24 protein-coding genes and 1 pseudogene are annotated in these 22,728 nt (G+C 66.7%); 8 read left to right on the forward strand and 17 right to left on the reverse strand.

All coding sequences use genetic code 11. The annotated features are described in order from the left end of the window. From FHD68_RS18910 to FHD68_RS04090, 3 genes and pseudogenes are all read left to right on the forward strand, one after another. Window positions 1-222: pseudogene (locus FHD68_RS18910) on the forward strand (hypothetical protein); the annotation flags it as partial. Window positions 223-285: 63 nt separating this feature from the next. Continuing rightward, window positions 286-684 (forward strand): DUF983 domain-containing protein, encoded by a 399-nt coding sequence (locus FHD68_RS04085; RefSeq protein ID WP_045984140.1) that lies wholly within the window; start codon window positions 286-288, stop codon window positions 682-684. Continuing rightward, window positions 681-1,352, forward strand: coding sequence for an NUDIX hydrolase (locus FHD68_RS04090; protein WP_127898575.1), 672 nt, complete (start codon window positions 681-683; stop codon window positions 1,350-1,352). Before FHD68_RS04085 ends, FHD68_RS04090 begins: the two co-directional genes overlap by 4 nt. Here FHD68_RS04090 and FHD68_RS04095 read toward each other — a convergent pair. From FHD68_RS04095 to FHD68_RS04130, 8 genes are all read right to left on the reverse strand, one after another. Beyond that, on the reverse strand, window positions 1,349-2,119 hold the full coding sequence (locus FHD68_RS04095) for an enoyl-CoA hydratase-related protein (protein ID WP_127898576.1): 771 nt from the start codon (window positions 2,117-2,119) through the stop codon (window positions 1,349-1,351). The genes FHD68_RS04090 and FHD68_RS04095 overlap by 4 nt on opposite strands. A gap of 62 nt (window positions 2,120-2,181) precedes the next feature. Further along, entirely contained in the window at window positions 2,182-2,640 is a 459-nt protein-coding gene (locus FHD68_RS04100) for a cytochrome c-type biogenesis protein (RefSeq protein WP_127898577.1), read from the reverse strand. Further along, window positions 2,637-4,601, reverse strand: coding sequence for a heme lyase CcmF/NrfE family subunit (locus FHD68_RS04105; protein WP_127898578.1), 1,965 nt, complete (start codon window positions 4,599-4,601; stop codon window positions 2,637-2,639). The genes FHD68_RS04100 and FHD68_RS04105 overlap by 4 nt, the downstream gene beginning before the upstream one ends. Before the next feature lie 102 nt (window positions 4,602-4,703). Continuing rightward, entirely contained in the window at window positions 4,704-5,231 is a 528-nt protein-coding gene (locus tag FHD68_RS04110; protein ID WP_045984010.1) for a holin family protein, read from the reverse strand. Beyond that, entirely contained in the window at window positions 5,222-5,833 is a 612-nt protein-coding gene (locus FHD68_RS04115; RefSeq protein WP_127898579.1) for a holin-associated N-acetylmuramidase, read from the reverse strand. Before FHD68_RS04115 ends, FHD68_RS04110 begins: the two co-directional genes overlap by 10 nt. Before the next feature lie 96 nt (window positions 5,834-5,929). Then, window positions 5,930-6,379: a cytochrome c maturation protein CcmE gene (ccmE, locus tag FHD68_RS04120; protein ID WP_045999619.1), complete on the reverse strand. Its 450-nt coding sequence runs from the start codon at window positions 6,377-6,379 to the stop codon at window positions 5,930-5,932. 18 nt (window positions 6,380-6,397) lie between these two features. After that, window positions 6,398-7,210 carry a glutamate racemase gene (locus FHD68_RS04125; protein WP_127898580.1) on the reverse strand — a complete coding sequence of 271 codons (813 nt, stop codon included), beginning with the start codon at window positions 7,208-7,210 and terminating at the stop codon, window positions 6,398-6,400. Window positions 7,211-7,277: 67 nt separating this feature from the next. Next, window positions 7,278-10,667, reverse strand: a complete 3,390-nt coding sequence (locus FHD68_RS04130) for an indolepyruvate ferredoxin oxidoreductase family protein (RefSeq protein WP_127898581.1) — start codon at window positions 10,665-10,667, stop codon at window positions 7,278-7,280. Window positions 10,668-10,828: 161 nt separating this feature from the next. Here FHD68_RS04130 and FHD68_RS04135 point away from each other — a divergent pair, with 161 nt between their 5' ends. The 5 genes from FHD68_RS04135 to FHD68_RS04155 all read left to right on the forward strand — a co-directional run bounded on the left by FHD68_RS04135 (window position 10,829) and on the right by FHD68_RS04155 (window position 16,318). Beyond that, a complete protein-coding gene (locus FHD68_RS04135) occupies window positions 10,829-11,734 on the forward strand; it encodes a LysR family transcriptional regulator (RefSeq protein WP_127898582.1) in 906 nt (301 codons plus the stop codon). A gap of 303 nt (window positions 11,735-12,037) precedes the next feature. Then, entirely contained in the window at window positions 12,038-14,218 is a 2,181-nt protein-coding gene (purL, locus tag FHD68_RS04140) for a phosphoribosylformylglycinamidine synthase subunit PurL (protein WP_127898583.1), read from the forward strand. After that, complete coding sequence (locus FHD68_RS04145) at window positions 14,215-15,357, forward strand: bifunctional 2-C-methyl-D-erythritol 4-phosphate cytidylyltransferase/2-C-methyl-D-erythritol 2,4-cyclodiphosphate synthase (protein WP_127898584.1); 1,143 nt, start codon at window positions 14,215-14,217, stop codon at window positions 15,355-15,357. Before purL ends, FHD68_RS04145 begins: the two co-directional genes overlap by 4 nt. After that, complete coding sequence (locus FHD68_RS04150) at window positions 15,354-15,851, forward strand: phosphatidylglycerophosphatase A family protein (RefSeq protein WP_127898585.1); 498 nt, start codon at window positions 15,354-15,356, stop codon at window positions 15,849-15,851. Before FHD68_RS04145 ends, FHD68_RS04150 begins: the two co-directional genes overlap by 4 nt. Further along, window positions 15,848-16,318 carry a CinA family protein gene (locus FHD68_RS04155; RefSeq protein WP_084697672.1) on the forward strand — a complete coding sequence of 157 codons (471 nt, stop codon included), beginning with the start codon at window positions 15,848-15,850 and terminating at the stop codon, window positions 16,316-16,318. Before FHD68_RS04150 ends, FHD68_RS04155 begins: the two co-directional genes overlap by 4 nt. Here the strand turns inward: FHD68_RS04155 and FHD68_RS04160 are convergent. The 9 genes from FHD68_RS04160 to FHD68_RS04200 all read right to left on the reverse strand — a co-directional run bounded on the left by FHD68_RS04160 (window position 16,315) and on the right by FHD68_RS04200 (window position 22,727). Then, a complete protein-coding gene (locus FHD68_RS04160) occupies window positions 16,315-17,355 on the reverse strand; it encodes a threonine aldolase family protein (protein ID WP_127898586.1) in 1,041 nt (346 codons plus the stop codon). The two genes, FHD68_RS04155 and FHD68_RS04160, sit on opposite strands and share 4 nt — an antisense overlap. After that, complete coding sequence (locus tag FHD68_RS04165) at window positions 17,352-17,792, reverse strand: YcgN family cysteine cluster protein (RefSeq protein WP_045984124.1); 441 nt, start codon at window positions 17,790-17,792, stop codon at window positions 17,352-17,354. The genes FHD68_RS04160 and FHD68_RS04165 overlap by 4 nt, the downstream gene beginning before the upstream one ends. Continuing rightward, a complete protein-coding gene (locus FHD68_RS04170) occupies window positions 17,792-18,721 on the reverse strand; it encodes a bifunctional riboflavin kinase/FAD synthetase (protein WP_127898587.1) in 930 nt (309 codons plus the stop codon). Before FHD68_RS04170 ends, FHD68_RS04165 begins: the two co-directional genes overlap by 1 nt. Window positions 18,722-18,750: 29 nt before the next feature. Then, the gene (locus FHD68_RS04175; RefSeq protein WP_127898588.1) at window positions 18,751-19,194 is read right to left on the reverse strand and encodes a MaoC family dehydratase; all 444 of its coding nucleotides are present in this window, start codon (window positions 19,192-19,194) and stop codon (window positions 18,751-18,753) included. Between the two features lie 141 nt (window positions 19,195-19,335). Beyond that, complete coding sequence (locus FHD68_RS04180) at window positions 19,336-20,205, reverse strand: TIGR01459 family HAD-type hydrolase (RefSeq protein WP_139085302.1); 870 nt, start codon at window positions 20,203-20,205, stop codon at window positions 19,336-19,338. Further along, a complete protein-coding gene (locus tag FHD68_RS04185) occupies window positions 20,205-21,122 on the reverse strand; it encodes a manganese-dependent inorganic pyrophosphatase (protein ID WP_127898590.1) in 918 nt (305 codons plus the stop codon). Before FHD68_RS04185 ends, FHD68_RS04180 begins: the two co-directional genes overlap by 1 nt. 138 nt (window positions 21,123-21,260) lie before the next feature. Next, on the reverse strand, window positions 21,261-21,770 hold the full coding sequence (locus tag FHD68_RS04190; RefSeq protein ID WP_042246772.1) for a CarD family transcriptional regulator: 510 nt from the start codon (window positions 21,768-21,770) through the stop codon (window positions 21,261-21,263). A 293-nt stretch (window positions 21,771-22,063) separates the two neighbouring features. Next, a complete protein-coding gene (fdxA, locus tag FHD68_RS04195; protein WP_045999118.1) occupies window positions 22,064-22,402 on the reverse strand; it encodes a ferredoxin FdxA in 339 nt (112 codons plus the stop codon). A 31-nt stretch (window positions 22,403-22,433) separates the two neighbouring features. Next, window positions 22,434-22,727 carry an RNA-binding S4 domain-containing protein gene (locus FHD68_RS04200; protein WP_127898591.1) on the reverse strand — a complete coding sequence of 98 codons (294 nt, stop codon included), beginning with the start codon at window positions 22,725-22,727 and terminating at the stop codon, window positions 22,434-22,436. Window position 22,728 lies beyond the last annotated feature (1 nt).

Consider the following 22,728-nt stretch of genomic DNA (forward strand, 5'->3'; position numbering starts at 1 on the left):
CTGGCCGTGCAGGCGCGGCCCGTACGCCTGCCGGGCCTGTCCGGCGGCGGCGCGATCCGGGTGACGGCGTCGGTCGGGGTCGCAATGGTCGCGCCCGCGGACGACATCTGGCCGGATCAGCTGGCGCGCGTGGCGCTTGAGCGCGCGGACCGGGCACTGCTGGCCGCCAAGGCTGCGGGGCGCAACCAGGTCGTCTGTTCGCGCGCAGAACGTGCGGCATAGGAGGGACTTTCAATGTGCCGCCCCGCCGCCTAGATTTGGTCCAAGCCTGCAGAGGACCCAGTCATGACAGATGCTGCCAAGATCACCCCATCCCTGACCCCCGAACGCCCGACGGGCCAGGCCATGCTGCGTGGCGCGCGGGGTCGCTGCCCGGCCTGCGGAGAGGGGCGGATGTTCTCCAGCTACCTCAAGGTGGCGGATGCCTGTCCCCACTGCCACGAGGATCTGCACCACCAGCGGGCCGACGACGGCCCGGCCTACCTGACCATCCTGATCGTGTCGCATCTGGGTGCGCCATTGTTGCTGGCTTCCTTCATCGCGTGGCGCCCCAGTGCCATGACGATGATCCTGTCCTTTGGCCTAGGGGCGATCGTGCTGTCGCTGGCGATGCTGCCGGTGATCAAGGGTGCAATGGTCGGGTTGCAGTGGGCACGGCGCATGCACGGGTTCGGCCGGGCATGAGCGTCGCCATCCGCGATGCCGCAACGGTCCTGGTCGTGCGCCGCGACGCGGGCGGTGCGTCGGTCCTGATGGGCATGCGCGGCGCCGGCGCGGCCTTCATGCCGTCGAAATTCGTCTTTCCCGGCGGGGCCGTCGACCCCGAGGACGCGCAGGTTGCCTTGGCCCGTCCCCTTGGCCCGACCTGCCGCGCGCGCCTGCTGCAGGAGGATGGCCTGTCCCCCGACGCCATCGCTGCCGCGGCCCTGCGCGAACTGGCCGAAGAAACCGGCCTGCTGATCGGCCGTCCGGGGGGCGCACCCTGCGGCTGGCCCGGCCATGTCAAGGCAGGTCTGACTCCTGATGCGAGCCCGCTGATCTATCTGTTCCGGGCGATCACGCCACCGGGACGACCCCGCCGGTTCGATGCGCATTTCTTCGTCGCGGATGCGGCCGGCATCGCCGGCGACCCCGATGACTTCGGCGCCGCCTGCGACGAGCTGTCTCATCTGCACTGGGTGCCGCTGGATCAGGCAGGCGCGCTGGACCTGCCGTTCATCACCGAGGTCGTGCTGGCCGAACTGACGGCGCTGATCCGCGACCTGCCGCATGACCAGCCGCTGGCCGCGCCGGACACGGTGCCCTTCTTCGACAATCGCGGGCCCGCGCCGGTCTTTCGCCAGATTGCCTAGCGGCCGGTAAAGACCGCCGGCCGCTTTTTCAGGAACGCCGTCACTCCCTCGGCGAAATCGTGACTGCGTCCGGCCTGCCCCTGCAGACGTGCCTCCAGCGCCAGTTGCGCCTGCATGTCGTTCCTGAAAGAGGCCGTCAGTGCCTGCCTGATGGCCAGAAACGCGCCGGTCGGCCCCTTGGCCAGCGCCTGCGCCCGGGCCGTGACCCCTGCGGCGAAATCGGCGTCGGGCAGCGCCTGCCAGATCATCCCCCAGTCCGCCGCCTGCCGCGCGGACACGGGTTCGGCGAACAGCATCATTCCCATCGCGCGCGCCATGCCGACCGCCCGCGGGATGATCCATGTCCCGCCCGCATCCGGGATCAGCCCGATCCGGGTGAAGGCTTGGATGAAGCTGGCGCTTTCGGCGGCGATCACCACGTCGGCGGCCAGCGCCAGGTTCGCCCCGGCCCCGGCCGCCACCCCGTTCACCGCGGCGATGACCGGCACGGGACAGGTGGTGACCGCGGCCAGCATCGGTTCGTACTCCTCGCGCAGGGTGCGCTCCAGATCGGCGGCGGCACCCGCATCGGTCAGGTCCTGCCCGGAACAGAACCCCCGGCCTGCCCCGGTCATCACCACGGCACGCACATCGGGCGCCAGCGTCGTCAGCACCTGTGTGATCTCGGCCCGCATGCGGGTGTTCAGCGCATTCATCACCGCGGGGCGGTTCAGCGTCAGCGTGGCGACGCCGTCGGCTGCCGCGAACTGAATGGTCTCGAAGCTCATGTCATCCTCCCGTTTCCGGGGATCATGCCGAAATTCGCGGGCGGTGAAAGCGCGACCCGGCGTCAGGGATCGCGCATGATCTCGGCCAGGCGCCGACGTTCGTCTGGGTCCAGGGCCTCGACCTCGGGCGCCGGGCGGTTGCGGGCGCGCAGGAAACCGGCCGCCGTCAGCAATGCGACCAGCGCCATCAGGGGCGCGGCCAGCCACAGGATCATGTTAGCCCCATCGGGCCGCGGATTGAACAGCACAAATTCGCCAAAGCGGTCGGCGACCGCGTCGATCACCTGGTCGTTGGTGTCGCCCTCCACCAACCGTTCGCGTACATAGAGGCGCAGGTCGCGGCTGATCGGCGCGTTGGACTCGTCGATGTTCTCTCCCTGGCAGACGGGGCAACGCAGCTGTTGCGAAATCTCGCGGGCGCGTGCCTCCATCGCGGCGTCGGGCAGGACCTCGTCGGGCTGGACGGCCAGGACCGGACAGGCGGTCAGGATCAGCGCCAGTGCGGCGGCCCGGACCCTCATTCCGCGGGGACCGCGCCGGGGCGCGCCTGCCGGGCCGCACCCGCCGCTACGCGATAGCGCCGGTCGGTCAGGCTGATCAGCCCGCCGATAGCCATCATCAGACAGCCCGCCCAGATCCAGTTGGCAAAGGGCTTGATATAGGTCCGCACCGCCCATCCGCCGCCGGGCTGTTCGTCACCCAGAACGACATACAGATCGCGCCAGAGGCCGTAATCGATCGCGGCCTCGGTCGTGGGCATCCCCTGGACGGGATAGACGCGCTTTTCCGGAGAGAGGGTCGCGACCGGGCTGCCGTCGCGGCTGGCCTCGATCACGGCCTTCTGGGCCAGATAGTTTGGTCCGTCCGCCCGGCGCACGTCGCGCAGGACCAAGTCATAGCTGCCGACCGCAAAGGGCTGGTCGATCTGCGCCACGCGCACATCCTCGACCTGCCAGGCCTGGATCAGGGACACGGCCACGAAGGTGACGCCCAGCCCGGAATGCGCGACCGCCTTGCCCCAATCGGCACGCGGCAGGCGCAACAGGCGCGACGCGCCGGAACTGCCGGTCCGCAGCCACAGATCGGCCAGCGCGCCGAAGATCAGCCAGGATCCCAGCCCGGCCCCGATCACGGCCAGCGCCGAATGTCCGGTTGATACCGCAAAGACCAGCATCATGATCGCCGCCGAAAGGATCAGCGGCCCGCGCAGCGGGCGCAGGCTGCGGGCCAGCATCGCACGTTTCCAAGGCATCAGTGACCCGATGGGCAGGGCGATCGCCAGCACGATCATGAACGGCGTGAAGGCCTGGTTGAAGAAGGGTGGGCCCACGGAAAGCACCCGCCCCCAGACCATCTCGGCCACCAGCGGCCAGATCGTGCCGATGAACACGACAAAGGCCGACACGGCCAACAGCACGTTGTTCAGCACCAACGCGCCCTCGCGCGACAGGGGGGCGAAGACGCCCTTGGCGGTCATCTCGGACGCACGGGCCGCGAACAGCGTCAGGGCACCGCCGATGAACACCGCCAGGATCGCCAGGATGAAGACGCCACGTTCAGGGTCGTTTGCGAAGCTGTGGACAGAGGTGATGACCCCCGATCGGACGATGAACGTGCCGATCAGCGAGAAACCGAACGCCATGATCGCCAGAAGGATCGTCCAGCTTTTCAACGCCTCGCGCTTTTCGACGACGATGGCGGAATGCAGCAGGGCGGCGGCCAGCAACCAGGGCATGAAGCTGGCGTTCTCGACCGGATCCCAGAACCAGAAGCCGCCCCAGCCCAGCTCGTAATAGGCCCACCAGGAGCCAAGCGCGATGCCGATGGTCAGGAACACCCAGGCCGCCAGGGTCCAGGGCCGCACCCACCGCGCCCAGGCCGCGTCCACGCGACCCTCGATCAGGGCGGCGACGGCAAAGCTGAAGGCCATCGAAAGGCCGACATAACCCAGATACAGGAACGGCGGGTGGAAAGCCAAACCTGGGTCCTGCAGCAGCGGGTTCAGGTCGCGCCCGTCGAAAGGCGGATTGCCCATGCGCCAGAACGGGTTCGACGTGAAGATGATGAACGCATAGAACGCCACGCTGACCGATGCCTGGACCCCCAGCACCCGCGCCCGCAGGCTGGGCGGCAGGTTGCCCCCAAACAGCGCCGCCGCCGCGCCGAACAGCGCCAGGATCAACACCCACAGCAGCATCGAGCCCTCGTGGTTGCCCCAGACCCCGCTGATCTTGTAGAGCATCGGCTTGAGCGTGTGCGAGTTCTCGTAGACCAGCAGGACCGAGAAGTCGGACGTGACGAAGGCAATTGTCAGCGCGCCGAAGCTGATGACCATCAGCAGCAACTGGGCCATGGCCGCCGGCCGGGCGCTGTCCATCCAGCCGTGCCATCCCTTTGCGGCGCCGATCATCGGCACGGTCATCTGATAGATCGCGACCATGAAGGCCAGGATCAGGGCGAAATGGCCAAGTTCAGCGATCATCTGCGGGCATCCTTTGTTTCCCGACAGCATAGGGATGCGGCCAAGGGGGGAAAAGCCCCCCCTTGGTCCCGGTCGCTCAGTTTTGCGTGCGGGCCTTGCGGCCTATTCGCGCAGGGTCGTCAGCCAGTCGCGCAGGGCCGCATTGTCGGCAAAGTCGTCCGCGGGAATGGCGACTGGCGTTGTGACGGTGCCGGGGACGATGGTCGTCTCCTCGGTCACGGGGGCGGGCCAGACGCGGTGGCGGAAATGATGCGCCTCGCGCGCGCCGAAATAGAACCCCACGATGGCGCCCAGTAGCCACCACAGGGGTTCGGGAACGCGCTGCAGCCCCTCCATGCGGATGCCGAATCCGATCGGCTCGACCATCGCATAGATGAACAGCGCCATCGTCCCCAAAGCCAGCAGCGGACGCGGCAGGCGGTTCAGTCCGTTCACGAACCCGTCGAACCAGCCCTGGCGCGGCACCGCGAATTCCTGGCCGTGCTGGGCGATGGCGCGGGCATAGGCCTCCTCGTCCAGTTCCATCCGGCGGGTCGCGTTCTGGGTAAAGACCTCGGCCATGCCGGTCGCGGCGCTGCCCAGGGCGGTGACGGTCGGGGCGATCCCGATGAATCGGTCGATCAGGCCCATGCGGATGTCCTCTGGCGGTGCTCAGCCTCGCTGAGGCGATAGCGGGGGGCCATGAACTCCTCGGCGCGGGTGATCCAGCCGCCCTTGCCGCCCGCCTTGCTGCGCGCGTACTTGCGGCTGGCCGGGCGCTGATCGGCCAGCGCATAGTAATAGTTGCGCCGCGCGATCCCATAGGCGTCAACCAGATGATCCGGCGCGGCCTCGGCCGCGTCGGCCACGGCCGCGATGGTCATCGGCCCGACGACCCCGTCATCGGCGGTGCGAAAGCCCATCCGGCTGACCAGGCGCTGCAGGATCTTTACCGCATTCCCGCCTGCGTTGACATACATGTCAAAGACGCTGGCCTGCAGCGGTTCGGGCAGTTCGGCAAGGCGTGGCTTGCGAAAATAATGCTCGACGAAGATCTGTTCGGCCTGCGCCCGCGTCAGGGCGCGCACATCGGCGGCGTCGATGCGGCCATCGCGGTTCAGGTCCATCCCCAGGGACTGCATCGTGCCGATGGTGACGCCAAAGTTGGTGGCCCCGCCCGGATCGTCGGGGTCGTTCACGTACCCGCCTTCGCGGGCAACGATCTGACGGGCAATCTGTTCGACGCTTGGCATGACACCCCCATGTCTGACGCGCACCCCGGATCGGGGCCGCATCGGGGGATGCTGGGGCGATGCGGTTAACCTGTCGTTAACCCTGCGCGCGTTGCCTCAGGTGCCGGGTTCCTGATAGACGCCGGTCGCCTTCAGCGTATCCACCACCTCGCGGGGCATATAGGTCTCGTCATGCTTGGCCAGCAGGTCGCGCGCCTCGAACCGGCCGTCGCGGTAGTGACCCTTGGCGATGGTGCCCTGCCCTTCGCTGAACAGGTCCGGGCGAGGGTCGTTGCCGACATAGGTCACCGGGATCTCGACCGCGCCGTCGGTGATCACGAAATCGAACGCCATGCCGGTGCCATTGACGATGGATCCGTCCTTGACCAGCCCGCCCAGCTGAAAGAACTCGTCGGGCTCGGGCGCCGTCTCGGCCACCTGGCTGGGAGAGCGATAGAGGTTGATGCCGTCGCTGAAGCCGTATCCGATCAGCCCCACCGCCACGACCAGGGCCAGGCTTGCCGCCGCCAGAACCTGGACGCGGCGCTGCTTCTTCAGGGATTTCATGCCGGCCATGGGTCCTCCTCAGGCGGGATCAAAGCTGATGGCGCGGCGCAGGAACTGCGTGGCCTTGCCGCCCACCCGCACCGGATCGCCGGTCGTCAGATACATCGACGTCGTGCCCGACCCAACGAATTCGGGCCTGCGCGTCAGATAGTCGGCCAGGCTTTCGGCGACCAGCCCCGCCTGGCTGAAGACCTTGACCTGCGGCCCCAGGGCGCGCTGGAACGCGTCCTGCATCAGCGGGTAATGGGTGCAGCCCAGCACCGCGGCCTCCGGGTACGGCATGCGGCGCTTCAGCGCCTCGACATGGCTGGTGACCAGGGCCTCCGCCAGCTGCTCGTCGCCCATCTCGATCGCATCGACCACGCCGGCGCAAGGCTGGGCCTCGACATCGACGCCCACCGCGCGGAACGCCAGTTCGCGCTGGAACGCGCGGCTGGCGACGGTCGCGGGTGTGGCAAACAGCGCGACGTTGTTGACCGCCACCCGGCGCGGCGGCGAATTATCGCCCCAGGCCCGTTCGGTCAGCGCCTCGATCATGGGAACGAACACGCCCAGGACGCGCTTGTCCGCCGGCAGCCAGGTTTCCTGCATCCGCTTCAGCGCAGCGGCACTGGCGGTGTTGCAGGCCAGGATTACCAGATCGCAGCCCTCGTCCCACAGGCGCTCGACGCCCTTGCAGGTCAGATCGAAAATGTCGTCGGCGGTGCGCACCCCATAGGGCGCATGGGCGTTGTCGCCCAGATAGACCAGCGGCAGGTCAGGCAGGCGCGCGGCAATGGCCTGATGGACCGTCAGCCCGCCCAGACCCGAATCGAACACCCCAATCGCCATCCCAGAACCTCCCGCGTCGCGTGCCGCCCTTCATAGGGCGACACGCCGCTTTTGGAAATGACCTGGATCATTCCGCCGCTTCACGGATGGGTGGGTGCCCCGCCTGCAGCTGCGCCAGCAGCTCGGCCCGCCGGGTCGCGGCAAGATCGGCAGCCTTGTCCTTGACGGGACCAAAGCCGCGCACGCCCAAAGGCAATTCCGCCAGTTCGATCGCCACCGGCATCATCGCATCCGTGACCGAGGCGAAGACGCGGGTCATGTCGGCCTCGTATTCGCGGATCATCGCCCGTTCGCGCCGGCGTTCGGCGCTGTAGCCGAAGGGGTCCAGCGGCGTCCCCCGCAGCCCCTTCATCCCGGCTAGAACCCGAAACGCGCGCAGCATCCACGGACCGAACTCCCGCTTTCTGGGGCGGCCGTTCGCGTCCTTGCCGGTCAGCATCGGCGGCGCCAGATGAAGGGACAGGGTCACGTCCCCCTCCCACCGCGCCGCAACCTGTTCGGCGGTGGTCAGATGCAACCGTGCAACCTCGTATTCATCCTTATACGCCAACAGCTTGTAATAGCTTCTTGCGACGCTGTCGCGAAGCTGTGCGGGCGCGGCATCGACCAGCTTGCGGTACCGGGCGGCAAGCCGCTTGTTCTGATAGCCGACCAACCGTTCAGCGCGATAGGCTACGGGTTCGACCGGCAACTGCGTGACCTCGGCGGGCTTGCGCGTCTGTTCGGGATAGACAACCGCCCAACGGCCGATCTGGAATGCCCGCTGGTTGGCGTCGACCTGCGCGCCGTTCAGGCGGATCGCCTCCATGATCGCCTCCAGCGACAGCGGGATCAGCCCACGCTGCCAGCACGCACCAAGCACCAGCATGTTCGAATAGATCGAATCCCCCAGCAGCCGCAGCGCCAGATCGTTTGCATCGAAGAACGCCACCCGGTCGCCCAAACGGGCCTGCAGCGACAGGCGCAGCCGGTCCGACGGTACCTGGAAATCGCGGAACCGGGTAAAGTCGCCGGTGATGATCTCGTGGTCGTTCACGACTGCGCCGGTGCGGCCCTGGGTCATCAGGCCCACGGTCTTGGCCCCCGCCGTCACCACCAGATCGCCGCCGATGACACAGTCCGCCTCGCCCACGGCAACGCGGATCGCGCTGATGTCGGCGGGGCGTTCAGCCAGGCGCAGGTGGATATGCACCGCGCCGCCCTTCTGCGCCAGGCCCGCCATCTCCATCATGCCGGCGCCTTTGCCGTCCATGTGGGCGGCCTGCGCCAGCACGGCGCCGATTGTCACGACACCGGTGCCGCCGACGCCCGTGATGACGACGTTATGCGTTCCGTTGATCGTAGGCAGCGTGGGCTGTGGCAGATCGGGCAGGTCGAACGCCTCGGCCTTGGGCTTGCGCAGCTTGCCGCCCTTGACCGACACGAAGCTGGGGCAGAACCCGTTGACGCAGCTGTAATCCTTGTTGCAGCTCGACTGGTCGATCTGCCGCTTGCGGCCCAGTTCCGTGTCCAACGGCACGATCGAGACGCAGTTCGACTGGACGGAACAATCCCCGCAGCCCTCGCAGACGTCGGGATTGATGAAGATCCGGCGGTCCGGGTCGGGGAACTGTCCCTTCTTGCGCCGCCTGCGCTTCTCGGCCGCGCAGGTCTGGACATACAGGATGGCGCTGACGCCCGCGACCTTTTCCAGATCGCGCTGGACGGTCATCATCTGCGCACGTTCCTCGAACCGCAGGCCCTTGGGGAACTGCGCCTGATCGACGTCCTCCTTTTCATCGTGAACCACGACGACCGTGCCGACGCCCATCGCCACCAGTTCGCGGGCGATCTGCGGGGCGGTCAGGCCGCCCTCGTTCGGCTGCCCGCCGGTCATGGCGACGGCGTCGTTGTACAGGATCTTGTAGGTAATGTTCGTACCGGCCGCCAAGGCCGCACGGATCGCCAAAGACCCGGAATGATTATAGGTTCCGTCGCCAAGGTTTTGAAAAACATGGACTCTGTTGCTGAACGGCGCCTCTCCGATCCAGTTCGCACCCTCGCCGCCCATATGGGTGAAACCCTCGGTCTCACGGCCCATCCATTGCACCATGTAATGGCAACCGATGCCGGCATAGGCGCGGCTGCCCTCCGGCAGCCTGGTCGAGCTGTTATGCGGACAACCCGAACAGAACCAAGGGGTTCTGGTCGCAATCTCGGGGGCGTTGTCGTTGCGGCGCACCTCATTCAGCCGCTCCAGCCCGGCGCGCAGACGCTCGGTGCCGCGACCCTCCTCGATCAGGATGCCGCCGATCTTCTGGGCGATCATCACAGGGTCCAGTGCATAGCGGGTCGGGAACAGTTCCTCTCCGGTGCGGTCGTGCTTCCAGCCATGGACGCGACGCCCATGGCGGTTGTCAAAGATCGCCTCCTTCAGCTGCACCTCGATCAGCTTGCGTTTCTCCTCGACGCAGACGATCAGTTCCAGGTTCTCGGACCATTCCTGGATCGACTTCATGTCCATGGGCCATGTCTGCCCGACCTTGTAGGTGGTCAGGCCCAACCGCTCGGCCTCGGCCTCGTCGATGCCCAGCAGGGACAGGGCGTGGACCAGATCCAGCCAGTTCTTGCCCGCGGCGACAAATCCGATCCGCGCGCCGGACTTGCCCCAGACCTTGCGGTCGATGCGGTTTGCACGACTGAACGCCTCGGCCGCCCACCGCTTGTGGTCGATCATCCGGGCTTCCTGCGCGACGGGCGTGTCGCCAAGGCGAATGTTCAGCCCCCCCTCGGGCAGCACGCGATCCGGAAGGGTGAACACCATCCGATGCGGATCGCCGTCGACAACCGATGTCGCCTCGACCGTGTCCTTCATCGTCTTCAGACCCGTCCAGACCCCTGCATATCGCGACAGCGCGAACCCATACAGGCCGTAATCCAGGATCTCCTGCACCCCGGCAGGCGACAGCACGGGGATATAGGCGTCGATCATCGCCCAGTCAGACTGATGCAGCACGGTCGAGCTTTCGCCCGTGTGATCGTCGCCCATCGCCATCACGACGCCGCCATGGCGCGACGATCCGGCCATGTTGCCATGGCGCATGACGTCGCCCGACCGGTCCACCCCCGGACCCTTGCCGTACCACAGCGCAAAGACGCCGTCGTGACGCCCCTCGCCGCGCAGTTCGGCCTGCTGACTGCCCCAGATTGCGGTCGCGGCCAGATCCTCGTTCAGACCGGGCTGGAACAGGACCTGCGCCGCCGCCAGGCGCTTGGCCTCGCGCGTCATCTGCAGATCGACACTGCCTAGGGGAGAGCCGCGATACCCGGTGACCAGTCCCGCCGTATCAAGCCCCGCGGCTTTGTCGCGTGCTGATTGCATCAGCATCAGCCGCACAAGTGCCTGCGTCCCGTTCAACAACACGTGACGTTTCGACAGATCGAACCGATCGGCTAGCGAAAATTCCTGCTTGCTCATCACCCTCTCCTCCCATGACCAAAGGCCTCCGCGGTCATTATAGGTCAGAAATGCTGACCAACGAAGCGGAAATTCTTTCCTTGACGTGACCTTGCCGGAATCGCAGGGGAAGGTTAGGTCTGCAAAATTCGCATGGCTGTCATGACAGGATTGTAACAGGGATGGACTGGGACAAGCTTAGAATATTTCACGCTGTGGCTGATGCCGGCAGCCTGACGCATGCGGGCGACGTGCTGCACCTGTCGCAATCGGCGGTCAGCCGCCAGATCCGCGCGCTGGAGGAGTCGCTTGGCACGACGCTGTTCCACCGGCACGCGCGGGGGTTGATTCTGACCGAACAGGGAGAGCTGCTGTTCGAGGCAACCTCTTCTATGTCGCGCAAGCTGGACAGCGCCTCGGCCCGCATCCGCGACAGCGAGGAAAACGTCTTCGGCGAACTCAAGGTGACGGCCACCGTGGGCTTTGGCACGCTGTGGCTGGCACCCCGCCTGGTCAAGCTGTACGAAAAGTATCCCGACCTGCGCATCGACCTGCTGCTGGAGGAGCGCGTCCTTGACCTGCCCATGCGCGAGGCCGACGTGGCCATCCGCATGAAGGAGCCCAGCCAGTCCGACCTGATCCGCCGCCGGTTGCTGAACATCCGGATGCGCCTGTACGCCAGCCCGAATTACATCGCGGCGCATGGGGCGCCGGAATCGCTGGCCGACCTGTCCAACCACCGTCTGATCTGCCAGAAGCCCGACCAGCCTCAGGTGGCGGCCGGCGCGCGCCTGGTGCAGGAGCTGATGTCCCAGAACGTCGGATCGACCCTGACGGTGAACAACTATTTCGGCGTGCTGCAGGCGGTACTGGCCAATCTGGGCATCGGCGTCCTGCCCGACTATCTGACCGCCGACCACCCGAACCTGATCCGCGTGTTCCCGGACACCGAGTCGGGAGAGGTGCCGGTCTTCCTTGCCTATCCCGAGGAAATGCGCCAGACGCGCCGCGTCGCGGTGTTCCGCGACTTTGTCCTGGAAGAGATCCAGGCCTATCGGCGCCATCAAAGCGAGGCCGGGCAGGTCTGACCTGCTCAAACCGCAGGCAAAACCGGGATGATGCACGCGCCGCGTGCAGCCATTACGCCAGCGCATGGCGGCTATGCTGCAGCCGCAGCGCCATTTGTCTTGAAGAGTTCACAGACTGCACATAGATCGGGCTTAGAAGGCGATGATCAGCGTAATCGCTCATCACCTTCTACCTCCCTGTTGGACTTAGGCCGGGCCTTGTGCCCGGCTTTTTTTTGTCCCGCGCGCGGGTTCTGCGGCCTTTCCATGGACGCCGCCAGCGCCTAGAAGACGCGTGATTTCATGCGCAGGAAGGGTCGTGTCATGCAGGAACCACAGCTTACCCCGGAACTGATCGCGGCCCACGGGCTGAAGCCGGACGAGTATGCCAGCATCCTGCAGATCATCGGGCGCGAACCGACCTTCACCGAACTGGGAATCTTCAGCGCCATGTGGAACGAGCACTGTTCCTACAAGTCGTCCAAGAAATGGCTGCGTACCCTGCCCGTCGACGGCCCCCAGGTGATCTGCGGTCCCGGAGAGAACGCGGGCGTGGTCGATATCGGCGACGGTCAGGCGGTGGTCTTCAAGATGGAGAGCCACAACCATCCCAGCTATATCGAACCCCATCAGGGGGCCGCGACCGGCGTGGGCGGCATCCTGCGTGACGTCTTCACCATGGGCGCGCGCCCGATCGCGGCGATGGACGCGCTGTCCTTCGGGCGCACCGATCACCCGAAGACCCCGCATCTGGTCAAGGGCGTGGTCGAGGGGATTGGCGCCTATGGCAACGCCTTCGGCGTGCCGAACGTCGGCGGAGAGGTCCGTTTCCACCCCAGCTATGACGGCAACTGCCTGGTCAACGCCTTCGCGGCGGGCTTGGCGGATGCCGACAAGATCTTCTATTCGGCGGCCTCGGGCGTGGGCATGCCCGTCGTCTATCTGGGCGCCAAGACCGGGCGCGACGGCGTCGGCGGCGCGACCATGGCCAGCGCCGAGTTCGATGACACGATCGAGGACAAACGTCCCACCGTGCAGGTCGGTGACCCCTTCACCGAGAAATGCCTGCTGGAGGCGTGCCTTGAGCTGATGGCGTCGGGGTCGGTGATCTCGATCCAGGACATGGGGGCCGCGGGCCTGACCTGTTCGGCGGTCGAGATGGGCGACAAGGGCGGTCTGGGAATCAAGCTGGTGCTGGACGACGTGCCCCAACGCGAAACCAACATGACCGCCTACGAGATGATGCTGTCGGAATCCCAGGAGCGAATGCTGATGGTGCTGAAGCCCGAGAAGGAGGCCGAGGCGCGGGCGATCTTCCAGAAATGGGACCTGGACTTCGCCATCGTCGGAGAGACCATCGCCGAGGACCGCTTCCTGATCGTTCATCGCGATGTGGTCATGGCCGACCTGCCGCTGTCCAAGCTGTCCTCCAGCGCGCCGGAATATGACCGCCCCTGGGTCGAGACGCCTGCGGCCACGCCCGCGCCGGCCCTGCCCCCGATCGCGCCCATCGCCGGCCTGCGCGCGCTTGTCGGCAGCCCGAACCATGCGCACCGTGCCTGGGTATGGGAACAGTACGACACGCAGGTCGGGGCCGACACGATCCGCCGTCCCGGCATGGGCGCAGGCATCGTTCGCGTGCACGGAACCCGCAAGGCGCTGGCCTTCACCAGTGACGTCACCCCGCGATATGTCAAGGCGAACCCGTTCGAGGGCGGCAAGCAAGCCGTGGCCGAGGCCTATCGCAACCTGACCGCGGTGGGTGCCCTGCCCCTGGCCACGACCGACAACCTGAACTTCGGCAACCCCGAAAAGCCCGAGATCATGGGCCAGCTGGTCGGTGCCATCAAGGGCATCGGAGAGGCCTGCCGCGCACTGGACTTTCCCATCGTGTCGGGCAACGTGTCGCTTTACAACGAAACCGACGGCAAGGGCATCCTGCCCACGCCGACCATCGGCGGCGTCGGCCTGATCGCGGATCTGGACGATCTGATCGCTGGCCTTCCCGCCGAGGGTGACTTGGCCCTGGTGATCGGTGCCACGCGCGGCCACCTTGAACAGTCGGCCCTGGCGTGGGAGGCGTTCCGCATCGAATCCGGCGACGCGCCGCATGTCGATCTGGACGACGAACGCCGCAACGGCGAATTCCTGCGCGCCAACCGGGGCCACCTGGCATCGGCGACCGACCTGTCGGACGGCGGCCTGGCGCTTGCCGCCTTCGAGATGGCCGAGGCCGCGGGCCTGGGCGTCATTCTGGACAGCGGTGACATCGCCCACCTGTTCGGCGAGGATCAGGCCCGCTATCTGGTCGCCTGCCGCCCCGACGCTGCAGAAGCCTTGACCGCCGCGGCCCAGGCCGCGGGCGTGACCATCGCCACCGTGGGCCGCTTTGGTGGCGACAGCGTGACCCTGGGCGACGACAGCGCGCCGCTGGCCGAACTGTCGAGCCTGTATCGGACGTCCTTTGCGGCTGCGATCCAGGGCGACATGCCCGATCACGCATGATCCGCGCGCCTGCGGGCTTTGCCGCGCTGATCACGGCGGCGGGACGGGGCACGCGGGCCGGGGACGGCCTGCCCAAGCAGTGGCGCGATCTTGCCGGGCGTCCTGTCTTGGACCGAACCCTGGCGGCCTTTGAAGGCTTTGAACGGATCGTTCTGGTCGTTCACCCCGATGACATGGGGCAGGCCATCGCCCGCTATGCCGGCGGCATCACCATCGTCGCGGGCGCCGAGACCCGCGCCGCCAGCGTCCGCGCCGGCCTGACCGCCCTGCAGGGCCAGGCAAGCCATGTCCTGATCCATGACGGGGCACGCCCGCTGGTCGCGCCATCGGTCATCGACGACGTGATCCGCGCGCTGCAAGAGGGCGCGGACGCCGCCGCACCCGCGTTGCCCGTGTCGGACGCGCTGTGGCGGGGGGATGGCGCGCGGGTCGCGGCCATCGCGCCGCGTGACGGGCTGTTCCGGGCGCAGACGCCGCAGGGTTTCGTTCTGGACAGGATCCTGCAGGCGCATCGCGATCATCCGGGAGATGCGGCCGACGACGTCCAGCTGGCACTTGCCGCGGGGATGGAGGTTGCCATCACCCAAGGTTCGGAAGACAATCTGAAGATCACCTTTCCCGCCGATTTCGCGCGGGCCGAACGCATTCTGGGGACCGACATGGATATCCGCCTTGGCAATGGCTATGACGTGCACGCCTTTGGACCCGGGGACCACGTCACCCTGTGCGGCGTGCAGGTGCCGCATGACGTGGGCCTGCTGGGCCATTCCGATGCCGATGTGGGCATGCACGCGCTGACCGACGCCATCTATGGCGCCTTGGCGCAGGGCGACATCGGGCGGCATTTCCCGCCCTCGGACCCGCAATGGAAGGGTGCCGACAGCGCGATCTTTCTGGCCCATGCGGCCAGCATGGCCCGCGACAAGGGGTTCCGCATCGGCAATGCCGACGTGACCCTGATCTGCGAGGCGCCCAAGATCGGGCCCCATGCGCTGGCGATGGCTCACCGCCTGTCCGAAATCATGGGCGTTGAGGAAGCGCGCATCAGCGTCAAGGCCACCACGTCCGAACGCCTTGGCTTTACCGGCCGGCGCGAGGGGATCGCCGCCATCGCGACCGCCACCCTGATCAAGGAATGACCATGGATCGCATGCTGGCCACCTGGTTCGGCGCAGGCCTGCTGCGCCCCGCCCCCGGCACCTGGGGGTCGGCCGTCGCCGTTGCGATGGGGCTGATCCTGCACCGCATCGGGCATTTTCCGCTGCTGGCGCTGGCTACTGGGCTGGTGATCCTGCTGGGGTTCTGGGTCGTGCCGCGCTACACCGTCGGCATGGACGACCCCGATCGCAGCGAGATCGTCATCGATGAGGTCGCTGGCCAGTGGCTGGCGCTGATGGCGCCGTCCTTCGGGTTCTGGCACGCCGGGCTGCCCGCCGACAGCTTTCCCTATCCGGGCTGGGTCGCGGCCTTCCTGTTCTTCCGGCTGTTCGACATCTGGAAGCCGTGGCTGGTCGGCCGCGCCGACCGCCGCCATGACAGTGCCGGCGTGATGCTGGACGATCTGTGGGCGGGGATCTTTGCGGCGCTGGCCACGATGGCCGCCGCGGCCTTTGCCCATACGGTGCTGATGTGAGCCAGGCGGCGCAGGTCCTTGACGCCGCCCGCGCCCGGCGCGTCATGATCGCGACGGCCGAAAGCTGCACCGGCGGCCTGATCGCCGGCGCCCTGACAGAGGTTGCGGGATCGTCCGACGGATTCGACCGGGGCTTTGTCACCTATTCGAACGCGGCCAAGATGCAGATGCTGGGCGTCCGGGCCGAAACCCTGGATACGCATGGCGCAGTCAGCGAACAGGTCGCGGCCGAGATGGCCCAGGGTGCGCTGCGCCAGTCCGATGCCGGGATCGCCGTCTCGGTCACCGGCATCGCGGGCCCCGGCGGATCCGAGCACAAGCCCGAGGGGCGGGTCTGCTTTGGCATCAGCCAGCCCTTTGGCACCTTCACCCAAACCGTCGAATTCGGTGCGATCGGCCGTCACCGCGTGCGTGCGGCAACCATCGAACATGCGCTGCAACTGTTGCTGGACGCGCTGCGAAACTAGCCGCGCAGGATCGCGGCCATCGCCGTGACGTCCGCATCGGGCGTATCCCACGCGGTGACCAGGCGCAGCGGCACGGGGTCGGCCCCCTGCACCGTCTTGTCGGGCCACAGGTGATACAGCACGCCAGTCGCCTGCGCCCGGTCATGGGCCGCCTTAGGGATCGCGGCAAAGACGCCGTTTGACTGGACCGGCTGCAGCAGCCGACCCCCGCCATCCGCGACCGCCTGTCCCAAAACCTGCGCCTTGGTGTTTGCGCGATGCGCGAGGTCCAGCCACAACCCATCGGTCGCCAAGGCCAGCATCTGTGCCGCAAGATAGCGGTTCTTGGACATCACATGGCCGGACTGCTTGCGACGGTAATCGAACCCCTCGGCACGGGCGGGGTCGAAGAACACCATCGCCTCGGCCCCCATCGCGCCGTTCTTGGTGCCGCCCAGGCACAGCGCGTCGACACCGGCGCGCCAGGTCAGATCGGCAGGCGAACAGCCAAGCGTCGCGACCGCATTGGCGAACCGCGCCCCGTCCATGTGCAGCGGCAATCCCGCCGCATGGGCGACGGAGGCCAGCGCCGCGACCTGGTCCGGGTCATAGACCGTGCCCCATTCGGTGGCATTCGTGATCGACACCAGCGCGCTGCGCCCGCCGTTCAGGCCCACCCCGGCACCGACCTGCAGCGTCTGCGCCAAGGTGGCCGCATCGATCCGACCGCCCTCGCCCGGCAGGGTCACCAGCTTTGCCCCGTGAGTGAAGAACTCGGGCGCGGCACATTCGCTGGTCTCGATATGCGCGTCGTCGTGGCAGTAGATGCGCCCGAAGGACGGCGACAGCTGCGCACAGACCAGCGCATTCGCGGCCGTCCCGGTGGCGACAAAGCGGACGACGGCCTCGGGTGCCTCCAGCAGATCGCGGATCGCGGCCTCGGCCCGCGCGGTGACCGGATCGGCGCCATAGCCCATGACCGCGCCGGAATTGGCGTCGGCCATCGCGGTCAGGACGGCGGGATGCGCAGCATACGAATTGTCCGAAGCAAAATTCATGACAGATCCTCGATGATGTGGTCCTCCCAATCGTCCTCGGTGACCGACAGCTCGCTGACGGTCCAGCCACGGACGCTGACGCCTGCTTCGTGCACCGTCTCGGTCGAACCCGAGATCAGGTGGTGCCAGTCATACAGCGGCCGCCCCTCATGGCGCAGGCGATAGGCGCATGTAACGGGCAGCCACCAGGCGACCTCCTTGATCTTGGCGGGGGTCAGCACGACGCAGTCCGGGACATAGTCATGGCGGTTCGGGTAGCTGCTGCACCGGCAGGCGTCCCCGTCCAGCAGTTTGCAGGCGACGCGCGTGAAGGCCAGCTCGTTCGTGTCCTCGAACTCGATCTTGTTCAGGCAGCACTTGCCGCAGCCGTCGCACAGCGCCTCCCACTCGTCGGGGGCCAGGCGGGGCAGCGGCAGTTCCCAGAAACGCTCGCGCATCAGCGGCCCGACAGCAGGGCGCGGGCCTGGGCGCCGTCCTGCTCCATCTGGTCGATCAACGCCTGCAGGCTGTCGAACCTGGCCTCGTCGCGCAGGAAATCGACCAGGGCGACCGACAGGTGCTGCCCGTACAGATCGCCCGAAAAATCGAACAGGTTCACCTCCAGGTTCGGGGTGTTGACCCCGAACATCGGCCGCACCCCAAGCGAGGCCACGCCCCTGCACGGGCCGCGGTCCGGGCCGGTCAGGATATCGACCAACACCGCATAGACGCCAAGGCGCGGGAGGTGCAGCCCGTCCATCGCCAAGTTCGCGGTGGGCCAACCCAGTTCCCGGCCCCGCTTTTCGCCGTGGATGACCTCACCCTCGATGCGGTGCCAATGGCCCAGCATGCGCTCGGCCTCGTGGGTCAGCCCCTGCGCCAGCGCCGTGCGGATCGCCGTCGAGCTGTATTCGGCCTCTCCCGCGCCGATCAGCGGGACGATGGTCACGCCAAAACCGTATGTCCGGCCCAGATCCTGCAGCGTCTGCGCCGTGCCCGCGCGGTTCTTGCCGAAACAGAAATCCGCGCCCACGGTGACATGCGCGATGCCCAGCCCGTCGGCCAGAACCTCCTGCGCGAAGGCCTGCGGGGTCAGGCCCGCCAGCACCGGGCCAAAGGGCAGTTCGTAGAGGTGCTGAACGCCAAGGCGGGACAGGCGGTTGGCCCGTGCCTCGGAGTTCATCAGGCGAAAGGGCGGCGCGTCGGGGGCGAAATACTCGCGCGGGTGCGGCTCGAAGGTCAGGATGCCCAAGGGCGCATCGCTGGCGGCGCGGGCGGCGTCGATGACCGCGCGGTGACCCTTGTGGACGCCATCGAAATTGCCCATGGCAACCGATGCGCCGCGTGCCTCGGCCTTCAGCCCGGTCCAGTCGCGATGGATCTGCAATGCGCCCCCAACAGGGCGCCACGCACCCCTCAGTCGAACTTGCGGCTTGGGGCCAGCACGACCGCCTCGCCTTTCAAGACGACCGTATCGCCGACGAGGCAGCGGGTTGCAAGCGTGACCCGCCGTTTCGCATGGTCAATGGCCTGAACCTCGACCTCGGCGCGGACCATGTCGCCGGGGCGCACTGGGGCCATGAACTTCAGCGTCTGGCCCAGATAGACGGTACCGTGACCGGGCAGCTGTTCGCCGATCACCGCAGAAATCAGCCCCGCGGTCAGCATGCCGTGGGCGATCCGGCCCTCGAAGATCGTATCCTGCGCATAAGCGTCGTCCAGATGGACCGGGTTCCGGTCGGTCGACACCTCGGCGAACAGCTCGATGTCGCGATCGGTCACCTGCTTTTGCAGGTGCCGGACCATGCCGATCTCCAGATCCTCGATGACGATGGTTCCGCGTGGAAGATTGTCCAACATCTTGCTGCTCATCCGGAATGCCATGATCCATGCTTGATGCTGCATAGCAGCACAAAGCATGGATGGCAACAATATTTCCGAATATCTTCGCTCTGCGTTCCATTGTTGCGCCGCGGCTCGCGCATCGCGGGCCGCGTCGCCTCAGCGCAGCCGCCCGATCGCGAAGGTCGGCGCCCGTCCCTGCGATCCCAGCCATTCAGGCAGCATCCGGGCATCGGGCTGTTCGACGTCCGGACCGAAGGCGTCCGCAGCCAGACCGCCGGTGACGAAGATCGAATCGATCCCCTGCGCCTCAGCACCCGCGATGTCGGTGGCGATGCCGTCGCCCACCGCAAGATACCGCGCGTCGGGGCTAAGCCCCATCAGCGCCCGCGCCCGGTCATAGATCGGCGCATGCGGCTTGCCGTAATACAGCGCCGTCCCGCCAAGCGACTGATAGAAATCGGCCAATGCGCCCGCGCAATAGATGCGCGTCTCGCCCATGTCGACGACGATGTCGGGGTTCGCGCACAGCATCGGCAGGCCACGGTCGACCGCCCCCTGGAACCGGTCGCGGTAATCCTCGGGCGTCTCGTTCAACTCGTCGAACGGACCCGAGGCGATGATCCCCTCGGCCTCCTCCAGCGGCACGCGCCGGATGGGCGCCGCATCGCGATGGGCGTCAGGAATGTCGGTAAAGAACCCGTGGTCCTTCTCGATCCCGATATGCCAGACGTTCCGCCCGACGGCGCCCGCGAACATCGCGTCCTGCGCCGCGTCGCCGGAACTGACGACCAGATCCCAGGCATCGCGCGGCACGCCCATGCGGTCCAGCTGAGCGATCACGTACTGGTTCGGGCGCGGGGCGTTGGTCATCAGGCAGACCTGGCCACCCTGCGCGCGGAACGCCTGCAGCGCCGCGACCGCAGCCGGAAAGGGCTGCTTGCCGTTGTGCAGGCAGCCCCACAGATCGCAGAACAGCGCGTCATAGCTGGCCGAGACCTCGGCCAGCGACGAAATGATGCGGGTCATCAGACGGCCAAGACCGGAATGATCTGCTTCTTGCGGCTCATGACGCCGGGCAGGACGACGGTGTCACCGGTGACAGTGACGCCAAAGCTGCGCTCGGCCACGAACTTGACATAGTCGTTGGGCACCAGCAGCGTCGCCTGTTCGCGCAGGATGTCGACCACGAACAGCATGACCTCGTCCGCACCGTCTTCGGCGGCGACGGCGGGCATGGCGGCGATCAGGGCATCCTTGCGGTCCAGGATCACCTGCGGCGCGGTCGTCTCGAGGACCGAGATGCGCAGCTGCTTGCCGCCCAGTTCGTATTCCTTGCTGTCCATCTTCAGCAGCGCAGCCTCGCTGAAGGCGCTGACATCGGATTTCGCGGCAAACATCTCGGCGGCGAACTCGGCGATGTCCACGCCCAGATCGGCAGCCAGCTTCTCGGCCACGGCGCGGTCATACTGCGTGGTGGTCGGGCTGCGGAATTCCAGCGTGTCCGACAGGATACAGGTCAGCATCGCGCCCTTGATCCCTTCGGGGGCCTGCGCCAGATCGTCGCCGATCAGGTCGTGCATGATCGTCGCGGTGCAGGCCAGCGGGCGGATCGTGATGTTGATCGGCGCACGGGTCTTGATGCCGCCGGCGAGCAGGTGGTGGTCGATGATCTCGATCACCTCGGCATGCTCCAGGTTGGCGGGCAGTTCGGCGGGGTTGTTGGTGTCAACGATCACGCAGACGTCGTCGGCGGTCACGTCGTCGATGATGCGCGGCTTGGACAGGTTCCAGCGGTCCAGCATCCACAACGCCTCGGTATTCGGCTCTCCCTGCAGCACGGCCTCGGCCGGGGTCTTGCGGCACTCGTTCAGATACCAGGCCCAGATGATGGGCGAGCCGGTGGAATCCGTGTCGGGGGAAGTGTGGCCGAAGACCTTGATCATGATGCGCCTCGAAGGGTGTTAGGTATGGATGGCCGCCTTATAGGCAGGCGGGGCAGCGTTGTCCACGTTCGGCACAACGGTCCACCAAAGCGAAAGGGCGCCCGGTCGGGGCGCCCTTGGGGTCGTCGTGGTCAGCGGTCAGGCAGCGCGGGTCAGCAGGACTTCGCCCACCCGCTTCTGCGCGCCGCCTTCGTCAAGACCGCCGACGGCCGCGACTTCGCGAGTCAGGCGGTCGAGGGCGGCCTCGTACAGCTGACGCTCGGAATAGGACTGTTCGCGCTGATCGTCGCAGCGGTGCAGGTCGCGCACGACCTCGGCGATGGACAGCAGGTCGCCGGAATGGATCTTCTGCTCATACTCCTGCGCCCGGCGCGACCACATCGCGCGCTTGACGCGGGCCTTGCCCTTCAGGGTCTCCAGCGCGCGGTCGATCAGGTCGGGGGTCGACAGGCTGCGCATGCCGATCTCGCTGGCGCGGGCAGTGGGCACGCGCAGGGTCATCTTGTCCTTGTCGAACGAGATCACGAACATCTCCAGCCGCAGGCCCGCGACCTCCTGTTCCTCGATCGATACGATACGACCGACCCCATGGGCCGGATAGACAACAAAGTCATCGGGGCGGAATTCGTTCTTCTTCGATTTCGACATCTGGCTTCCTCTGACATGTGCCCGCGAGACGGGCACAAAGGGCCGCAGGGGGGGCAAGGCCACCCTCGGTCCGTTTTCGATCATGTTTGACGACCCCTGCCTGCAGTCGGCACGGATCCGGCAGTTTGGGATGCGACACAGTCCTGTTGACAAGCAGCAGCACAAGGCGCGACATAAGGGACTATAACACAAAAATGACGCCAAAAAAAGCACCGCCTTTCGGGCGGCACATCGGCATTGTCTGGGCCTTTAATGGCGGCGAAACAGGACCTTGCAGGTCCTGCCCTGTCGAATCAATCGCCTTCGCCGGGCGTTTCCGAGAAATACTTTTCCAGCTTGCCTTCCTGACCGTCCATCTCGGCGGCGGTCGGCAGGGGATCCTTCTTCCGGGTGATCACCGGCCACAGCTCGGAATATTTGCGGTTGAACTCGACCCAGCTTTCCATCGCCGGCTCGGTATCCGGGCGGATCGCGTCTGCGGGGCATTCCGGTTCGCAGACGCCACAGTCGATGCATTCGTCGGGATGGATGACCAACGTGTTCTCGCCCTCGTAGAAGCAGTCCACGGGGCACACTTCGACGCAATCAGTGTATTTGCACATGATGCAGTTGTCAGTCACGACATAGGTCATCGGGGCGCTTTCGTCTGGTCTGTTCGGGCTCTCACCTAGACATTCCCGGGGGATCAATCAAGTCTTCGCGATACAGCAGCTGCGCCTCGGGGGCCGGGCCGCGCCGGTCCGACAGGCCCAGCACGGTCAGCACCCGCACACGCTGATAGGCGGATACCGTCAGCACGTCGCCGGGCCGCACGGCGCGCCCCGGCTTGCGGCAGGGCTGGGTGTTGACCCGGATGCCGCCCGCCTCGATGCGGGCGGCGGCCAGGCCGCGCGTCTTGAAGATCCGCGCATGGCACAGCCATTTGTCCAGCCGAAGGCCGGCGGCGGCCTCGGTCAAG

Origin of the sequence: Paracoccus marcusii, assembly GCF_006151785.1 — a bacterium.
Classification (GTDB): domain Bacteria; phylum Pseudomonadota; class Alphaproteobacteria; order Rhodobacterales; family Rhodobacteraceae; genus Paracoccus; species Paracoccus marcusii.